This window comes from Nitrococcus mobilis Nb-231, assembly GCF_000153205.1.
Taxonomy (GTDB): Bacteria; Pseudomonadota; Gammaproteobacteria; order Nitrococcales; family Nitrococcaceae; genus Nitrococcus; species Nitrococcus mobilis.
The window spans coordinates 3,444,048-3,459,381 of the sequence record NZ_CH672427.1 but is presented as its reverse complement, the minus strand read 5'-3'; the positions used below and the strand labels follow the sequence as shown (position 1 = coordinate 3,459,381).

The 15,334-nt window shown below is 62.7% G+C and carries 17 protein-coding genes and 2 pseudogenes; 7 read left to right on the top strand and 12 right to left on the bottom strand.

Features of this window, described 5'->3' with window-relative positions:
• Positions 1–356: 356 nt before the first annotated feature.
• From NB231_RS15705 to NB231_RS15695, 3 genes are all read left to right on the top strand, one after another.
• On the top strand, positions 357–1,409 hold the full coding sequence (locus tag NB231_RS15705) for a DUF3179 domain-containing protein (RefSeq protein ID WP_005004828.1): 1,053 nt from the start codon (positions 357–359) through the stop codon (positions 1,407–1,409).
• Positions 1,372–1,956 (top strand): hypothetical protein, encoded by a 585-nt coding sequence (locus NB231_RS15700; RefSeq protein WP_156777052.1) that lies wholly within the window; start codon positions 1,372–1,374, stop codon positions 1,954–1,956. Before NB231_RS15705 ends, NB231_RS15700 begins: the two co-directional genes overlap by 38 nt.
• An 85-nt stretch (positions 1,957–2,041) precedes the next feature.
• A complete protein-coding gene (locus tag NB231_RS15695; RefSeq protein WP_005004824.1) occupies positions 2,042–2,686 on the top strand; it encodes a cation diffusion facilitator family transporter in 645 nt (214 codons plus the stop codon).
• An 8-nt stretch (positions 2,687–2,694) separates the two neighbouring features.
• On the opposite strand, the gene NB231_RS15690 is transcribed toward NB231_RS15695, so the two are convergent.
• The 3 genes from NB231_RS15690 to NB231_RS15685 all read right to left on the bottom strand — a co-directional run bounded on the left by NB231_RS15690 (position 2,695) and on the right by NB231_RS15685 (position 3,600).
• On the bottom strand, positions 2,695–3,039 hold the full coding sequence (locus tag NB231_RS15690) for a YnfA family protein (RefSeq protein ID WP_005004822.1): 345 nt from the start codon (positions 3,037–3,039) through the stop codon (positions 2,695–2,697).
• 114 nt (positions 3,040–3,153) lie between these two features.
• A complete protein-coding gene (locus NB231_RS19930) occupies positions 3,154–3,282 on the bottom strand; it encodes a YgjP-like metallopeptidase domain-containing protein (RefSeq protein WP_269593441.1) in 129 nt (42 codons plus the stop codon).
• A 33-nt stretch (positions 3,283–3,315) separates the two neighbouring features.
• Positions 3,316–3,600: a SprT family zinc-dependent metalloprotease gene (locus NB231_RS15685; RefSeq protein ID WP_005004820.1), complete on the bottom strand. Its 285-nt coding sequence runs from the start codon at positions 3,598–3,600 to the stop codon at positions 3,316–3,318.
• Between the two features lie 183 nt (positions 3,601–3,783).
• Between NB231_RS15685 and NB231_RS15680 the strand changes: the two are divergent.
• Positions 3,784–5,622, top strand: a pseudogene (locus NB231_RS15680) (IS1634 family transposase).
• A gap of 173 nt (positions 5,623–5,795) precedes the next feature.
• Here the strand turns inward: NB231_RS15680 and NB231_RS17155 are convergent.
• From NB231_RS17155 to NB231_RS15660, 5 genes and pseudogenes are all read right to left on the bottom strand, one after another.
• Positions 5,796–6,677, bottom strand: coding sequence for a hypothetical protein (locus tag NB231_RS17155; RefSeq protein WP_005004810.1), 882 nt, complete (start codon positions 6,675–6,677; stop codon positions 5,796–5,798).
• 2 nt (positions 6,678–6,679) lie between these two features.
• Entirely contained in the window at positions 6,680–6,871 is a 192-nt protein-coding gene (locus NB231_RS19925; protein WP_005004808.1) for a hypothetical protein, read from the bottom strand.
• Positions 6,872–7,031: 160 nt separating this feature from the next.
• A complete protein-coding gene (locus tag NB231_RS15670) occupies positions 7,032–7,535 on the bottom strand; it encodes a hypothetical protein (protein WP_232210496.1) in 504 nt (167 codons plus the stop codon).
• Between the two features lie 125 nt (positions 7,536–7,660).
• Positions 7,661–7,987 (bottom strand): annotated as a pseudogene (locus NB231_RS15665) (type I restriction-modification system subunit M N-terminal domain-containing protein); the annotation flags it as partial.
• A gap of 584 nt (positions 7,988–8,571) precedes the next feature.
• Positions 8,572–9,696: an inorganic phosphate transporter gene (locus NB231_RS15660; protein WP_005004800.1), complete on the bottom strand. Its 1,125-nt coding sequence runs from the start codon at positions 9,694–9,696 to the stop codon at positions 8,572–8,574.
• Positions 9,697–10,127: 431 nt separating this feature from the next.
• Between NB231_RS15660 and NB231_RS18850 the strand changes: the two genes are divergently transcribed.
• Positions 10,128–10,271: a hypothetical protein gene (locus NB231_RS18850; RefSeq protein WP_156777051.1), complete on the top strand. Its 144-nt coding sequence runs from the start codon at positions 10,128–10,130 to the stop codon at positions 10,269–10,271.
• Positions 10,272–10,430: 159 nt separating this feature from the next.
• Here the strand turns inward: NB231_RS18850 and NB231_RS15655 are convergent, their stop codons facing one another.
• Positions 10,431–10,832: a DUF4351 domain-containing protein gene (locus NB231_RS15655; RefSeq protein WP_005004762.1), complete on the bottom strand. Its 402-nt coding sequence runs from the start codon at positions 10,830–10,832 to the stop codon at positions 10,431–10,433.
• Between the two features lie 351 nt (positions 10,833–11,183).
• Between NB231_RS15655 and NB231_RS15650 the strand changes: the two genes are divergently transcribed.
• Positions 11,184–12,389 carry a glycosyltransferase gene (locus NB231_RS15650; protein ID WP_050756125.1) on the top strand — a complete coding sequence of 402 codons (1,206 nt, stop codon included), beginning with the start codon at positions 11,184–11,186 and terminating at the stop codon, positions 12,387–12,389.
• Here the strand turns inward: NB231_RS15650 and NB231_RS15645 are convergent.
• The 3 genes from NB231_RS15645 to mntA form a co-directional block, all read right to left on the bottom strand.
• On the bottom strand, positions 12,319–13,650 hold the full coding sequence (locus tag NB231_RS15645) for an O-antigen ligase family protein (protein WP_084766374.1): 1,332 nt from the start codon (positions 13,648–13,650) through the stop codon (positions 12,319–12,321). The genes NB231_RS15650 and NB231_RS15645 overlap by 71 nt on opposite strands.
• 252 nt (positions 13,651–13,902) lie before the next feature.
• Positions 13,903–14,223 (bottom strand): type VII toxin-antitoxin system HepT family RNase toxin, encoded by a 321-nt coding sequence (gene hepT / locus NB231_RS15640; protein ID WP_005004757.1) that lies wholly within the window; start codon positions 14,221–14,223, stop codon positions 13,903–13,905.
• The gene (mntA, locus tag NB231_RS15635) at positions 14,213–14,611 is read right to left on the bottom strand and encodes a type VII toxin-antitoxin system MntA family adenylyltransferase antitoxin (protein WP_005004755.1); all 399 of its coding nucleotides are present in this window, start codon (positions 14,609–14,611) and stop codon (positions 14,213–14,215) included. The genes hepT and mntA overlap by 11 nt, the downstream gene beginning before the upstream one ends.
• 152 nt (positions 14,612–14,763) lie before the next feature.
• On the opposite strand from mntA, the gene NB231_RS15630 reads away from it, so the two are divergent.
• Positions 14,764–15,174 (top strand): type II toxin-antitoxin system VapC family toxin, encoded by a 411-nt coding sequence (locus NB231_RS15630; protein ID WP_005004750.1) that lies wholly within the window; start codon positions 14,764–14,766, stop codon positions 15,172–15,174.
• Positions 15,175–15,334: the final 160 nt, after the last annotated feature.

The following is a 15,334-nucleotide window of genomic DNA, read 5'->3' as shown; positions in this document are numbered from 1 at the left end:
GAGAGAACGGCAGGCCAAATGTCAGCGTCATTCCTTGTCCACGTTCCGTCCAACCCGGCACACCGCCGAATTCGCATCAGGATTTCTTACGGCTACCAAAAAACCTTAGCAGTCGAACGGCACTACCGGAGTACATTTAACTACGTATCCGCCAGCTCTCAGCGGCGGTATGATCCGAATGCGTAAGAAATCCTCGCAAAGAAGACCGCAACGTGGACGAAGACGCGGGCGCAGCCCGGCTTGCCGCCTAAGAGCGTCTTACGTAGAGCTACGTATTGTGGCGGAAGGCGCTGTTCGTCAGATTAATCGCCATGCTTTGTTAACTCGATGCTCCTTTTATAGGGGGAGTCAGTGTGATGACATGGCTGCAGCGAGTTCTCCGATGGTCCGACCGTGGCCTGCTCTGCGCCGTTCTGATGAGCTCGCCCGGTGGCGGCGCCCTCGCCACCGACGGCCCGCCTATCCGCGCCGTCCCGCTAACCCAGCATGCTCCGCTGGAGCGCTATGTGGACAGCAGCCTGTCCGGCGGGCCGCCGAAGGACGGTATCCCTGCCATCGACGCGCCGCGCTTCTGGAACGTGCGGCAGGCGGACCGCCACCTCGGCGACGGCGACGTGGTCTTCGGCGTTTATCATAAAGGTGAGGCCAAGGCGTATCCGCAGCGCATCCTGGTCTGGCACGAAATCGTCAACGATGTCATTGGCCAGACGCCGGTCAGCATTACCTATTGCCCCTTAACGGGCACGGCGCTCGGCTTCCTGCGCGGCGCTACGACGCTCGGCGTCAGCGGGCGGCTGGTCAACAGTAACCTCATTATGTACGACCGGGCGACGGACAGCTGGTGGCCGCAGGTGCTGGCGACGGCGATCGACGGCCCCCTGGCCGGTAAGTCCTTGCGCCAAATCCCGGTGGTATGGACCACCTGGAAGCGGTGGCGGGCACGCCATCCCGAAACCCGCGTACTCTCTACACATACGGGTTACATCCGCAACTATAAGCGTGACCCTTACGGTAGCTACAATCCTATCGGCGGCTACTACCGTAGGACGGCGCGCCGCCTGTTTCCGGTCATGAGCGAGAGCGAGCGCTACGCGCCGAAATCCGTATTCCTCGTTGCCCGAACGGAAACAGGGGCAATCGCCTTTCGCAAGGATTCCCTTCGCGAGCGGCGCGTCCTGCACGGCGAAACCGGGGGTGGCCGTTTTACGGCTGTCTATGATCCGGAGCTAGCTGCGGGGCGGGTTTTCCACAACCCCAAGGGTGTACCCGTGGCAGCCAATGAACTCACCTTCGGCCGCAGTGGCATCAAATGGAAGGAGCCCAGCCGGGCGCTGGAACCTGTCGCCAGCTTCGATGCCATGTGGTTCGCCTATGCCGCTTTCTATCCGAATGGTACCGTCGTCGATTAAATCGCTGGGCACGCTGTGGCGGCTGCGGCGGTTCCGCTGGATCGCGGTGCTCTCCGCCCTCGCCTATTGGCTGGCCTTTCTATTCGCAATTCAGGATCTCACGGTGCATGCGCGGGTCGGACCGGTCGCTCTTACGCTCGCCGACCGAGCTTGGGAGCTGATGTTCCAACCCCGCGGCCCCTTTCACTTCGAGCCGATCGCGCTGCTGCAGCTGCCGTTCCTGACCTGGACGTTTGCCCCACTGAACGCGGCGACCGGAGCGGTATTGGCGGCGTTGGTCGGCCTCAATATTTCCCTTGCCTGGCTGGCCGTCTCCCGGCCTCGAGCCTGCCGCGCCCGACCGGCGGCGGGCATACTGGCAGCCCTGCCGGGACTGCTCGCCGGCTCCGCCTGCTGCGGGCCCGTTCTGTTCATCGTGCTGGGGCTGCCGATCAGCGCATCGGTGATCGGCTTGTTCGGGATGCTCGTACCGGCGGCGGTGGTGCTCCTGGTGCTGGCGCTACTGTTCAACCTGCGGCGCGTGGACGCGCAGTCGGCCCTCGCATAAGGAGGACATACCATGACGCAGAGCTTGGCACTTATAATAGCTTAATGTTTATGCTCGTCGGTCGAGCCTGTGGTTGGGAGATTGCATGGCGGGTTGCTGTCACGAAAACGACCGCGGCATCATCGAGCTGCGCGACCGGCAGGCGCGCATGCTGTGGGCGGTGCTCGCGATCAACGCCGTCATGTTCGTGGTGGAGTTCGGTGCCGGCTGGCTCGCCTCCTCAACGGCGCTGCTGGGCGACTCGCTGGATATGCTCGGCGATGCGCTGGTCTACGGCTTCAGCCTGCTCGTAGTGGCCCGCAGCACCCGCTGGAAGGCGATCTCCGCGGGCTTTAAGGGCAGCATCATGGCTGTCTTCGGCATCATCGTCCTGCTTGAAGCAACCGGCAAGATCCTCTGGGGCAGCGAACCGCAGGCCCTACTCATGGCCTTGGTCGGGGGCGTGGCGCTGGCGGCAAATTCGGTGTGCCTGGCGCTGCTGACACGGCACCGCGGCGATGACGTCAACATGCGCTCCGCCTGGATCTGCTCGCGCAACGACCTTGTCGCGAACGCGGGCGTGCTGTTGGCGGCCGCGGCCGTCGCCCTGACGGGCAGCGCCTGGCCGGATATCCTCGTAGGCGTAGCAATCGCCGTACTTTTCCTGCGCTCGTCGCTCGGTGTACTCGACGATGCGCGCCGGACCTATCGCGCAGCGCCGAACGCATGGAGTAGCGCGAGGCATGGCTAACGGATCCTTCAGGCTGCACCCCGGGCGCCGAACAAGATGATGCAAACGCCAACCAGACACACCGCTACGCCGATGACATCCCCACGTTCCGGCACCTGTCCTTCTACGAGCCACAGCCAGGTCAGTGACGCCGCGATGTAAATGCCGCCGTAGGCGGCATAGGCACGCCCAGCGAAATCGACGTCCACCAGGGTGAGCAGAAACGCGAACACAGCAAGGCTCAGCATCCCGGGCAGCAGCCACCAGGGACTCTTGCCGAGCCGTAGCCACGCCCAGAATGCAAAGCAGCCGCTGATCTCGGCGAAAGCGGCACCGACGTAGGCAAGCAGGCTTGGGGCGAAGGCGTGCACCACAACAGACTAACCCCCGATTCAGCGCTAAATTGTCGCCGCGGGCGATTTCGCCCGCAAGGAAACCCGCCGCCAGGCGCCGCGGCGATACACCTTCCATTCGGAGCGTTCGTGAAGTCAACCGCTCAGTATTGCCAGCAGCCGTCGAAACCGCTCATTGTGGTGACGTTCAAAAAGCTGAACCATCTCGTGCACCCGAATGTATTCGAGGCACGAGAGCGATTTCTTGGCCAGCTCCGAATTCAGCCAGATGCACCGGGAGTTGCAGCCGGGTCGGTCTCAATACCACTGCTGTAGCACGGCCTCGCTCTTGTCCGAATCCGTCCCCGGACGGACACGTACTTGCATCGCCGTATTGTTCGGCAAGCACACCACCGGCGGGCCATCGTGCTCGATTACGTCGAGCCGATCGCGCCGGCCCTGACCAACCTGTCCGGAAAAAGCCTGCTGTTGGCGGCGGATCCACGGCAGCCGAGCGACGACGGCCAACCAGACGGCTTCATCTTCCAGGTGCAGCGGAGCGGCTACCCGCAACTCGGCCGTTAGCCGGATAGACGCCGACATGCAGGTTCTTGATCGCCTTAGCCCATCTTTAACGCTCTCTGCCTGATTTCGGGCTGATTTGGGCGTGTATGCGAAGAGAAGTTATTGATTCGTATAGTGGTGAGGGTGGCGCGCTGGATGTAGTGCCATAATATTTGTTGTTATCCCTTGTGCGGAGCGCCCGCCCACGCTAGCCTCGCGGGCATGTTCATCCGCCGCACCCAGACCCGCAGCACGGCCACCGGCGAGTCGTATGTCACGTATCGTCTGGTGCGCTCCGAGCAGCGCGCCGGTAAGGTCCGCCAGCGCACCCTGTTGAACCTGGGGCGGCACTTCCCAGTGGCGCAGGCACACTGGTCGGCGTTGTGTGCGCGCATCGAGCAACGGCTCAGCGGCCAGGCGGCGCTGTTCGACGAGGAGGGGAAGGGCCTCCCGCTCGCCGTCGAGCGCCAGGCCGAGCGTATTGCGGCGCGGCTGCTCGCCGAGCAGGGCGGTACGCCGGCACCGGCCGATGCTGGCGGTGTACCCGGCGGTGGGGGTGACGTGCAGTCGGTGGACGTGGACTCGCTCTCACTGGTGCGCCCGCGCTCGGTGGGCGTCGAGCAGCTCGCCCTGTGGGCGCTGCGCCAGGCGGGCTTGGAGGAGCAGCTCCAAGCGCTGGGGCTGACCGGCCCGCAACGTGCGGCGGCGCTGGGGCTGATCGTTGCCCGCATGGCCGCCCCGGGCTCGGAGCGGGCGACGTATTAGTGGCTCGCCCGGCGCAGCGGCCTCGGCGAGCTGCTGGAGGTGGACTTCGAGGCGATGAGCCCGATGCAGCTCTACCGTACCTCCGATATCCTGCTGCGCCACCGCGCGGCCCTCGAAGGGCATCTGTTCGCCCGGGTGAGCGATCTGTTCGCGCTCGCCCCGACAATCACGCTCTACGATCTGACCAACACTTACTTCGAGGGCGAGGCACCGGTCAATCCGGCCGCGCGCCACGGCCACTCCAAGGAGCGGCGCAGCGACTGCCCGCTGCTCACCCTGGCGCTGTGTCGCTCGAGCCGCGGCTTGTGCGCCGCTCGCGGGTTCTTCGCTGGCAATGCGGCCGAGGGGCAGACCCTCCAGGGGATGCTCACCGGCCTCGCGGCGCCCGCCGGCGCGCTTGTGGTCATGGACCGCGGGGTGGCCACCGAGGCCAACCTCGCCTGGCTGGCCGAGCAGGGCTACCGCTATCTGGTGGTCAGCCGCGAGCGCCGCCGCGCGGTCGATTTTAAAGAGGCCATCACCCTCGACAACGCCGGCGGGCAGGCCGTGGAGCTACTCAAAGTGCCCTCGGCCGATGGCCAGGAGGTGCGCCTGTATTGTCGCTCCGAGGGCCGCGTGCGCAAGGAGCAAGCGATCGCCGGACGCCTGATGGACCGCTTCGAGGCTGGGCTCGACAAGCTTGCGACCGGACTCAGCCGGCGGGGCACCACCAAGCGCATCGACAAGCTCTGGGAGCGCATCGGGCGGCTCAAGGAGAAAAGCCGCGGCCTCGGCCAGCACTACCACATTGAAGTGATCGCCGGTGACAGCGGCGAGCGCGCCCGTGCGATCCACTGGCAGCGCCTGCCCGTGAAAGGCTCTCTGGTCACCGAGCCGGGCGTCTATTGCCTGCGCAGCAACGAGACCGGCTGGGACGAGAAGACAATGTGGCGCACCTACATCATGCTCACCGACCTTGAGGCGGTCTTCCGAAGCCTGAAATCGGAGCTCGGCCTGCGCCCGATCTTCCATCACAAGGAAGAGCGCGCCGAGGGGCACCTGTTCATCACCGTGCTCGCCTATCAGTTCGTCCAGCTCATCCGCCACCGCCTCGCCGCCCACGGCATCTGCGAGCGTTGGAGCACGCTACGCGATACCCTCGCCGGCCAGTGCCGGGTCACCGCCACGTTCAACCGCGGCGATGGCCGCACCCTGCACGTGCGCAAGGCCACCCGCGCCGAGCCCGATCAGGCGCGAATCTATCAGGCCCTCGGGGCCGATCCCGCCCCGGGCGGCGTGCAGAAAACAATCGTGTGAGCCCGCTGATTTATAAAATGAACGTAATGTAGTGCCACTCGCCGCCGCGGCCGATCTTAACTCTCTGAGTATCGGGAAGTTATTTTTGGGGACGTTAAACTTGGGTTAGGGTGCACAAGCACCGGGATGTCGCTCACCGTGATCTGGAATTGCTCAGTAGCCATTCTGGTTCTTCACCAACTTGAACACCGCGTCACATCCACGCTGCGGGTCTCACCAATCTGGGTCTCCAGCACGGACTCAATGGCCCTGTGCAGTTCCCGTTCCTTGAACCTGTTGCCGCGCCAATCCACCCGCTTCACGGCGCGGATGCGCTCATCCAACCGGATGGCCAGATTGGCGTCCTCGCCCAGATTGTCGTACAGGGCCTGGAGCGCTAAGTTGTCGATGTCGGCCGGATAGGCCGATCCCCGGTTCTGGCGCGCCGCCTGACGGGTCAGCTCGACGATCAACTCCATCAGCGTCATCCGCCCCGGCTCGTCGAAGTGCCCCACCAACATGCGTCGGTAGATGTCGTACTGGTGCAATTGCTCCGTCTCGCCCGCGCCGGTGGCCATGTCCCAGAGCATATCGGCGACGATCTTCTCCAGCCGGTCGCGCGAGCTGAGCACCTTTTGCGGGGTACCCCAGCGCCGTTTGAGCTGGGCCCGGGCATAGTCGTTCAGGCCCTGGGTCTTCAGCTCGAACCACTGATCGATCTTTTGCTGGTTGGTCACCTGCTGGTCGATATCGCGGGCCTGGTAGCGCAGGTCCAGCACCACGCCATCATTGACCGCCTGGTCGTACTTATAGGTATGAATGTAAGGGCCGAGCACCCGATGCTCTTGCGCTTGTCTTTTTTTCAGCAGCGGCGTGCCGGTAAAGCCGATCAGTACGGCCTCGGGCAACAGGGTCTTCATCGCCTTGTGCAGCTTGCCGGACTGGGTGCGGTGGATGTGCTCGTCCACCCCCTTGAATACCTTCTCGATCTGCGCATCCAGCCCGGTGCGGCCGGTGATCACCAGTACCCGGGAATCGGGCACGTTTTCTCGAATCCAGTTCGCCAGCCACACCATGGTCAGCGACGTCCGCTGCCCTGGGTGTGCCAGATGACCCCACACTGGCGGCGGCGCACGCCGAAATACTGATTGTGACGGCAGGTTTTCTTGATACCGGCGTCGCAAACGATGGAGTCGCGCAGAATCTCCAGCAACCACCCCTTGCGGCAGAGCTGATCGAGACTGCGTAGCAAGGGGTCGTCGATGGCCATCAGCAATCATTCGGCCTTCCCTGACCGGCCCGAAAAGCGCGCGCTCGACCAGGGCCAGTCATCGGGCCGGGGACAGAGGCCGGCGGCTACCGGGTTAGCGTGGATATAGGCAATGACGGCATCGAGGTGCTCTTGGTCACGAACAAAACGATTCCAGTAGTCACGCATCCAAAACCGCTTGCCGGGAACGCCGAGCCCCAGCTCGGCATTGCGGGCCAATGCCGCACGCCCCGTATACGACTTCTACGACTGCACAATACGCGAGAGCCGAATCAACGGATCGATGAGCACATGCACATGATTCGGCATCACGCACCAGGCCAGTAACCGGTAGCGGCTCCCGTCGAACCTCAGCAGGGTCTGCTCTACCAGTGCGGCCACCTCCGGGTGCTGTAGCGCGCAGCAGCCGATACCCGCCCAGCCAGGCGTCGATGGCGCGCCGGCGCGCGGCATTCCGCCGCTTTTCGGGCAGACTCTCGACCTCCTGCACCAACTCACGCAGCTTCTCCTGCGGCAGCGAATCGGCCAACCTGAACGTTATGGCCTGGAGTGTGCCGGGTGCATCCAGGTGCGGCAGATAGCCGCGGCTGTGCCAGCCCTTGGAAGCTCCGTCTGTGGCCGTGTCGCCGAGTTGACGCCCGGCGTTGCCCACCTGCCGTTTCATGTAATCGCCCCCGCAACGCCGCCACAGCGAAGGCCAAGCCCCAGCTTGGCAGATCTCACCAGCCGAGCTGGGGCTCGGCGTTCCCGGGGCATCCCGCTTATATCAACCGCGCCCGGCCGGTCAGCAACCGCTGCATCATGGCGCGAGGCCTCCGCCGGCGTATAGAACTGCCCCTTGCTCTTGTCCGACTCCGTGGCGAAGTGACGCATCAGGTATTCGTAGGCATCGCCCAGCAGGTCGTCACCGATCTCCTTGTCGCCCCGCAGCGCGACCATGTCGGCGAAACGGCTGCCCCTCGGCACCTCGATCAGCGAATCCCGCTTGTCGGAGATGTACTTCATGAACAGCAGCGTCAGGACATAGTCCTTGTACTGCGAGGTGGCCATGCCGCCGCGCAGCTCGTCGCAGGACTGCCAGAGGGAGGAGTAGAGTTGGGATTTTTTCAGTGCCATGATGCTGCCTTAAGCGAAAAGACGGCTTCGTTTTTATCTTATGAGCGGGAAAAGAAAGCTCAAAATCGCCTTTCGACGTACCCGACATCAAGACCCAGGTGACAACCCAGGATATTCTGGGCACCCTGCGCGAGTCCCGCGCCCGTTGACCGGCGGCTCGCCTTTCCGGATCCGCCAAGTTCTAGCCGACAGACCGGCCAACCTGATTCGTTTTGATCAAGGCAACACTTTCGCTTTGTCATGCCTTCCAAATCCAATACTCTAGAAATGCTTTAGAACTCTACTCCGCCGGCAGAGACTTTTTGTCTGCAGCAAACCCAGACAGCGGGACGCCTCATGGCACCACTCCGTCGGCGCCACCGGTCATATTGGTCGCAGCCTGCCTGCCGATTTCGATCGTCGTGACGCGGGCACCGGCCTCAGCGGCACGGATGACCGCCGCAAAGGCACCGCCCCCGCTGCCGATAATGGCGATGTGACGCGCCGCTGCGCCCCCAGATTTGACGATTCGCTACTACCGGATGCACTCGGAGCGGCATTTACGGCGTCTGTATTTCGTCCGCCGCGCGCCTCGAGTGCCGTGCTCAAGCATTGCCGAGGGCCTGCAGGAGGAAGAAGCCGGCTGCGCCGAACAGCGCCGCTACGGGTAAGGTGATCAGCCAAGCCAACGCGATGGTCGAAATCATGCGCCAGCGGGCGCTCCCGGTACTGGTGCCGATGCCGAACAGCGAGCCCACCGAGACGTGAGTGGTGGACACCGGCAGCCCCCAGCGGGAGGCATTGACCACCAGCGCGGCGGTGACCAGGTTCGCAACCAGGCCTTGACCGGGATTCATCGCGGTCACCCGATGGGCCATGGTCTCGGCGACCCGGTGGGCACCGAGCAGCCCGCCGATCGCCATCACGATGGCCACCGCAATGATGCCCAGGCTCGGCCGCAGGCTCTCGCCCACCAGCAGCAGCGCCGCGATCTTCGGCGTGTCGTTCAGTCCCCGGGCGAAGCTCACCGCCCCGCCGCTGAGGTAGTGGACACTGTCCAAGGCACGGGCCATGTCGAAACCCAACACCCGGCCGGCGTAGCCGGTCCGGCAGCGGGGCTCCTCGCCCACGTTGATGACGGGTAGTGTGCGATCGAAGGCCACCGCAGCCGTGGCGCCCTCCGGCAGCCGCGCAACCACCTCAGCACCGATACAAACGCAGGTCTGCCGCTCGACTCCCAGCCGTTGCCGCAGCCGATGCGCCAGCGGATACAGGAGCCATGTGCTCAACATCGCGAGCATTGGCCCCGCGATCAGCGGCAGCAAAACCACCCCGCCCAGCCGGCCGAGATTCAAACCCGCAGGCGAGGCAAAGTAGCCGGCCCCCGCCAGGCCGCCCACCAAGGCATGGGTGGTGGAGATGGGCAAACCGAGGCGGGTCGCCAGCAGCACCGTCAAGCCCGCACCCAGCGCAACGGCACCGGTAAAGGCCGGCATGGCCACCACCGCATCGGGCACCAGGCCCTTGCCGCTGAAGGTCGCCAGCAAGCCACTGGCTAGCAGGAAGGCCGCTAAGGAACCCAGCAGAGTGGCCCCGGTGGCCCAGCTTATGGCGCGCCCGTAGGTGGTAATGCCACTGCCCAGCAGTGAAGCCACGCCCTTCGCATTATCGTTCGCGCCATTGGCGTAGGCCAGCAGCAGCGCAACGCAGATGATGCTCAAATGCTCCATAACAGCCCTTGTGGCGGCGGGTTGCGCATCTCCGGAGCGGATGCGTTACGCTCCAGTCTCAAGCCCACGCCACTGTAAGCCAATACGTAGTAGCCACAATCGGCACGAATCGCGGCTACTACGAAACATCTGATCTATTCGAGCGGAAGGCAAAGAGGCGCGGCTCTGCCGAGAGAAAGAGTAATTGGCCATTGTGGCTATCGATAGTGTTCGATCGAGCACGGCCAGCGCCGCCTCGACGCCTTATCCAGGACGGTGAGAACCGCCTTTGCCGCCCCTGTGGGGCAATGTTTGCCCTGTTCCCAGTTACGAATCGTGTTGATCGAGACGCCAATACGCTCCGCTCAGCCAAGCCCGCCTGACTCAAACCGAGACGCTTGCGCACCCGGCGCACAAAACGCAGCCTGTTGGTGCCCAAGCGGGGCGCACCGATGATAACGATGGGTTGGTGGTCGTTCATCGATGAGCCGGCTGCTGGGGATCCGCCCGCCGGAGCTGAGCCCATCGAGTGGCTGTTACTGAGCCGTTTACCGGTGGACACGGCCGAGCAGGCCAGCGAACTGCTGCAATGTTAGCTTTGTCGCAGGTAAGTGGAGATTTATTTTCGCATCCTGAACTCGGGCTGCAACGCGGTCGCGATTTTGTGCTCGCGCTCGAAGCTACACGTGCCATGCAAGAGCCAAGTTGTGGATAGCGATGCGCCAGCTGCCTCGTTAATAATTGACGCCAAAGAATCAGCGCAGCACCTCTTCCGGGCTTTGAACCACGAGGATGCGCTCGGACCAGGTAAGCAGCGTCTCGACATCCGCCGTCTCGATGCGCCGGCGCTGAGCTTCAGTAAGCGCGCCGAATTTGCGCTCCATCTGACGGATCAGGACAGCAGCCTCGCCCTGCTGAAGACCCTGCTTCAAACCGCGCTCCGTGAAACGCTCGGCAAATGAGCTCATAGCTTCTACCTCGTCGGGGTAGCACGCCTGCAACACACCGCGTTCATTATCATCCAGGGCAGTGTAAACGTCGCTGAAATCCAGGTACTTGGCCTGACGCTCCGGGTCCGACTCCAGGCTCAGCAGACCCCGCCGCGCCTGGTGCGGATAGTCCAGGATGAGATTTTTGAAATTCTGGTCATAGCTCACAGGCGGCCCTCCCGAGCGAAAAAACAAGAGGTCTGTAGCGAAAGTGCGATGGAATCGGCAGGCCGAAGGCGGTTTGTCCGGCAGAACACGCTTCGCCATTGTGCCCTACGCTCGCTTGCGAATGGGTGCTCCAGTGGGTCAGCGGCAGCACTTTATGTATACGCCGACGCGCAATCCGAACTGCAATCAAGCCGAGACACAATATTACACTGCATTACAATCTCCACTTTCCACGGGACGGACGAAAATGGCCGCCAGTAGCATGCAACCCAAAATAGTAAGTGTCCGCAGGACTGTAAGGCGTAGCCCCCAGGCCATCCGCCCCGTCGACACTGTTGTTGCGCCGTAAAGATGCCGATTCGAGACACGACTCAACCGGGACAACCGTTCGACATTATTCTGCTCGGTCTGCTCGGCCGCCATGCAGGCCAAAACCGCGGCGGCGTTTCCATCAGCATGCGCCGGCTCGCCAACGGAATGGCACAACGCGGAGTACGGGTGGAGATGATGGTTGCCGAATCCGCGTGCAGGCCGGACTGGCTCGAAGGCATTGATCCGCGCATCGTGGTGACGCCGCTGCGACGACTCCGGCGCGCCGACCTGTGGCTGACGCTGGTTTGGCGTCTAGTTCGAAATGGACCGAGCGTGCTGCTCGCATTCGACCAGCGCGCGGCGCTGCTCGCAGCGAGAACGATGGCAGTGCCGGGTGTCCGCACAAGGCTGTGGATTTCGCCAAAAAACGCCATCGCCGCTCAGATGAATGGTTGGTCCCCGGCAAGAACGGCCCGCCGTGTGCAGCAACTGCGGAGGGTTCATGCCCGGACCGCCGGCGTGATCGCGGTTTCGCAGGGGCTTGCACACGATTATGCGACAACGCTGGGCATAGAGCTGGACAATATATTCGCTGTCTATAATCCGATTGTCGACGATACGCTGCACACTCAGGCCACCGCATCGGTCGAGCTCCCATGGCCCACGGAGCCGATGGTTCCGTTGATCCTATCCATCGGGCGTCTGGCACGGGAGAAAGACTATCCGACGCTGCTGCGTGCCTTTGCCCTACTGCGCAACAGCCGCCAGGCGCGCTTGCTGATCCTTGGTGAAGGCGAGGAACGCGCCGCGCTGACCCAGCTCGCCGCCGACCTCAACATTGCCAGCGACTGCGCGATGCCTGGATTCGTGCCCAATCCTTATGCCTATCTCGCCCGAGCGAACTTGTTCGCCCTAACCTCACTCTGGGAAGGCTTTGGCAACGTCCTCGCGGAAGCCTTGGCACTCGGAATACCCGCAGTCAGCACCGACTGTCCGTCGGGTCCCGCCGAAATCCTGGCCGGCGGCCGCTACGGCCCATTGGTGCCGGTGGGCGATGCGAACGCAGTGGCGGGCGCTATGGCGGCGGTACTCGACTCGCCGCCCTCTGCCGCCCATCAGCGAAACGGCGCCGAACGGTTCAAGACTTCGTTGATCGTCGATCGTTACCTGGAACTCATGGGGCTCTCGGGCGCAGGCGCTCCAGATGAGAAGCCACCGCCACACCGCAAAACAGCGCAATCATGAAAGGACCCCTGTGGCTCACAATGACGTGATCGAAAAACGACTGAACGCCCATGACGAACAGCCCCATGGCCGAGGCAATCGATACACCACTCCGATCTCCGACCAACGCCCCCCTCAGAAAGAACACGGAAGCCCAAAACAGCACCACGAAGAAGGCGAGCCCGACCAAACCGAACTCCGCCAGGAGATTCACGGGGGTATTGTGGAAATGCTCAAAATGGCGCACCGCTACTTCCTTGAACGTGGAGTGCTCGAGAAAGTAGGGGGCGCTGCCGAAACCATGACCGAGGAACGGCCGCTCCAACCATACTTGCAGGCCCTCTCGCGCCATTTGCAGTCGAGCACTGACCGAGTTGAACGGTAGCTGGCTCCAGTCGCCCTGAATCAGCATCCAAAACGTCGCCTCGGTGGCGACCCAACGCTTCGACACCACACCTTCAAACGCCCAACCAATCCCCAATACAAAAATGCCCGCTATACAAGCGGCCGCGACCATCACCACCGATAACCGCCGCCGCGGGGTATATGGCCAGGCCGTAAGCATGGCAACCGCTGGGATGGCGATGACGGAGATCGCCCAGACCGATCGGGTCTTTGAGAACAAAACCCCGAAGCCGCCGAGCACGATCACCACCAACAGATAACCCAGCAACGCCCATCGCCAATGCGTGCGGGTTAGCGTGACAACGCTGCGCAGCAGGGCAATTCCCACTACCGTCGAAAGCAACGCCCACAGCCCAAACTTGACCGCGGAATCCCCGAAGGTGAACCGTCCCCAACCGTCCACTACGCGATGGAACGAAACCATGTCCCACTCGAAAATGACCCGCGTTATCAAACCCGCTGGGATCAGAAGAAAAACGGCGAGGGCCAGTCGGGGAAACCGAAACAGCCAGTACCCGGTTACCAGCGCAGCCAGGAACCCGATCTCGACGTAGCTCAGAAATGCCTCGCCTGGCTCGAAGTGCCACGGACCGGGGTTGAACCATGCCAACAGGTATTCCAGCAAGAGAAAGGTCAGGTAGGCCAACGTCACCCAAAAAAACCAAGCGCGCCCTAGCAACGGCCCGGCGCGCCTTGAATCGGCGACTAGAAGCAGAAGCAGCGTGCCGAGCGCCACATGCCCAAGCGCAACGCCGTGCAGAGCGCCGAGCCCGAGCACCAGCAGCGCGGCGCCCGCCAAGAAATCGCGGGTAGACCTCCCTGCAACAACGGCTCTGCTCCAGGCACCACCCTGCGCGTCGCGGAGGATGGACGACATAATCAAGACCCCTTTGCAAATAGAGTCATACCCTCGGAATTCTCCGTTCGTTCGAGTAATTGCGCATTATCATAGACGTGCGGGCAAGACCCCTTCGACATGCTTGCTGCCCGCTTGCCTGTTGCGGCCCAAAGTTCTGGCGATCCGAGCAGAGCACCATCGGCGCTTGCGACTCTGCTTATCGAGCATGCTGCGCCATAAAGGCGTGCGGAGTTGAGTGACCAAAACTTTAGGTTCAGCGGCGGCAGTCGCTCAGCGCGGATCAGGACAGCGATTGTGAAATCCATCCATTCTTTTCATGCGCTCGGCCAGAGGCTGGTCGATTACAGTTGCCCGATACAGTAGATCGAAGGCATCTCGGCTGGTCTGCGGAATACCGAGGCGCTTTATACGAACCACATGCATCGCCAAATCCATCCTCGTCTCACAAGCCCGCAACAAATTCAGTACGATGGCGTCTTGTCGGGTAAAGTTAGTCTCCAACTCGGCCGCATGGCCCACATATTCCTCGCTCACCCTGGCTAGACATCGCTCGATGTTGGCGGCCTTGTTGAGGATAATGTCATCGGCCATGGATCGTCCCTCGTTCGCGGATATCCGCCAAAATACCGGCACGCTCCTCATTGAGCCGTGTATAGTCAGCAAACACAAAATCCTCGAAAATTCCCACCTCCTTCTCCCCACACCGATAGAGACACTGCCCCGAGCCGATCACCTGCATACGCATCACGGTGCTTGCTGTGCGCAGATCCAAGAGATCGACATCACGGTTAAGCGCCGCCGCCAGAGTCTGGGCAAGATCGTAGCGCTCCACTGTTGCCAATGGGCGATCCGCCAGTATCGCAATATCGATATCGCTCTTCCGGGTGGCATCAGCGCGCGCCTGTGAGCCGAAGAGATAAACGGCGCGCAGCCCCGAGATAGCCTGCTTGAGTGTATCGAGGAGGGTTTTATGATCCATCGGTGCCTCGCATAACGCGGCGGTCGGCTTGTACCCGTGACACCGGCTGGCAGGCCGGACCTCGATGCGGTGTTCGAGGAGATCGACCGGCTGCGCAGCGGAAATCGGCTCGACGGCCTGAGCCTTCGCGAGCTAATCGAGGAGGGTCGGCGTTGAGCTTCGTCCTCGACGCTTCGGTTGCGCTGGCTTGGTTCTTCGAGGACGAATTCAACGACTACGCCCGTGGCGTCCGTGCCGCACTGAAGAGGCAACGGCCGGTTGCTCCATGGCCCTGGCCGGTTGAGACGACCAATGCCCTGGCGGTTGCCGAACGACGGGGACGAATCAGCGCAGCCAAAGTAGATGTTGCGCTGAGGTTGCTGGCGGCGCTGCCAGTGGACGTGAACGCCGCCGTACCCAGCCCGCCGCACCTGCTCGCACTCTGCCGTGCGCACCAGAGGACGGCCTATGACGCCTTGTATCTGGATCTGGCGCTGCGCGACCGGCTACCGCTGGCGACGCTGGACGGTGGAATGCGCCAGGCTTGCCTCGAGGCGGGAATTGCGCTGTATGAGCCGAGCTGATTGGTAACGACGCAAGCTCACGAGCCCGGCGCAATGCGCTTCGCTATTGTGCCCTACTGCGGCTACGCAAAGAGATTTTGACCATCGTTGGCGGTCACGGCTGCTCCAGATCTGCAGGCAAGGATGGTCACAGCCTCGCTTTTCGCCGCGCGACCGGCTT

What these genes read in the sequence shown, in the direction of transcription:
- NB231_RS18850 (WP_156777051.1), top strand. Translation starts at nt 10,128, where the DNA reads ATGATAACGATGGGTTGGTGGTCGTTCATCGATGAGCCGGCTGCTGGG.
- NB231_RS15645 (WP_084766374.1), bottom strand. Translation starts at nt 13,650, where the DNA reads ATGTCGTCCATCCTCCGCGACGCGCAGGGTGGTGCCTGGAGCAGAGCC.
- NB231_RS15650 (WP_050756125.1), top strand. Translation starts at nt 11,184, where the DNA reads ATGCCGATTCGAGACACGACTCAACCGGGACAACCGTTCGACATTATT.
- NB231_RS15700 (WP_156777052.1), top strand. Translation starts at nt 1,372, where the DNA reads ATGCCGCTTTCTATCCGAATGGTACCGTCGTCGATTAAATCGCTGGGC.
- NB231_RS15660 (WP_005004800.1), bottom strand. Translation starts at nt 9,696, where the DNA reads ATGGAGCATTTGAGCATCATCTGCGTTGCGCTGCTGCTGGCCTACGCC.
- hepT (WP_005004757.1), bottom strand. Translation starts at nt 14,223, where the DNA reads ATGGCCGATGACATTATCCTCAACAAGGCCGCCAACATCGAGCGATGT.
- NB231_RS15670 (WP_232210496.1), bottom strand. Translation starts at nt 7,535, where the DNA reads ATGAAACGGCAGGTGGGCAACGCCGGGCGTCAACTCGGCGACACGGCC.
- NB231_RS19925 (WP_005004808.1), bottom strand. Translation starts at nt 6,871, where the DNA reads ATGGCCATCGACGACCCCTTGCTACGCAGTCTCGATCAGCTCTGCCGC.
- NB231_RS15695 (WP_005004824.1), top strand. Translation starts at nt 2,042, where the DNA reads ATGGCGGGTTGCTGTCACGAAAACGACCGCGGCATCATCGAGCTGCGC.
- mntA (WP_005004755.1), bottom strand. Translation starts at nt 14,611, where the DNA reads ATGGATCATAAAACCCTCCTCGATACACTCAAGCAGGCTATCTCGGGG.
- NB231_RS15705 (WP_005004828.1), top strand. Translation starts at nt 357, where the DNA reads ATGACATGGCTGCAGCGAGTTCTCCGATGGTCCGACCGTGGCCTGCTC.
- NB231_RS15685 (WP_005004820.1), bottom strand. Translation starts at nt 3,600, where the DNA reads ATGTCGGCGTCTATCCGGCTAACGGCCGAGTTGCGGGTAGCCGCTCCG.
- NB231_RS17155 (WP_005004810.1), bottom strand. Translation starts at nt 6,677, where the DNA reads ATGGTGTGGCTGGCGAACTGGATTCGAGAAAACGTGCCCGATTCCCGG.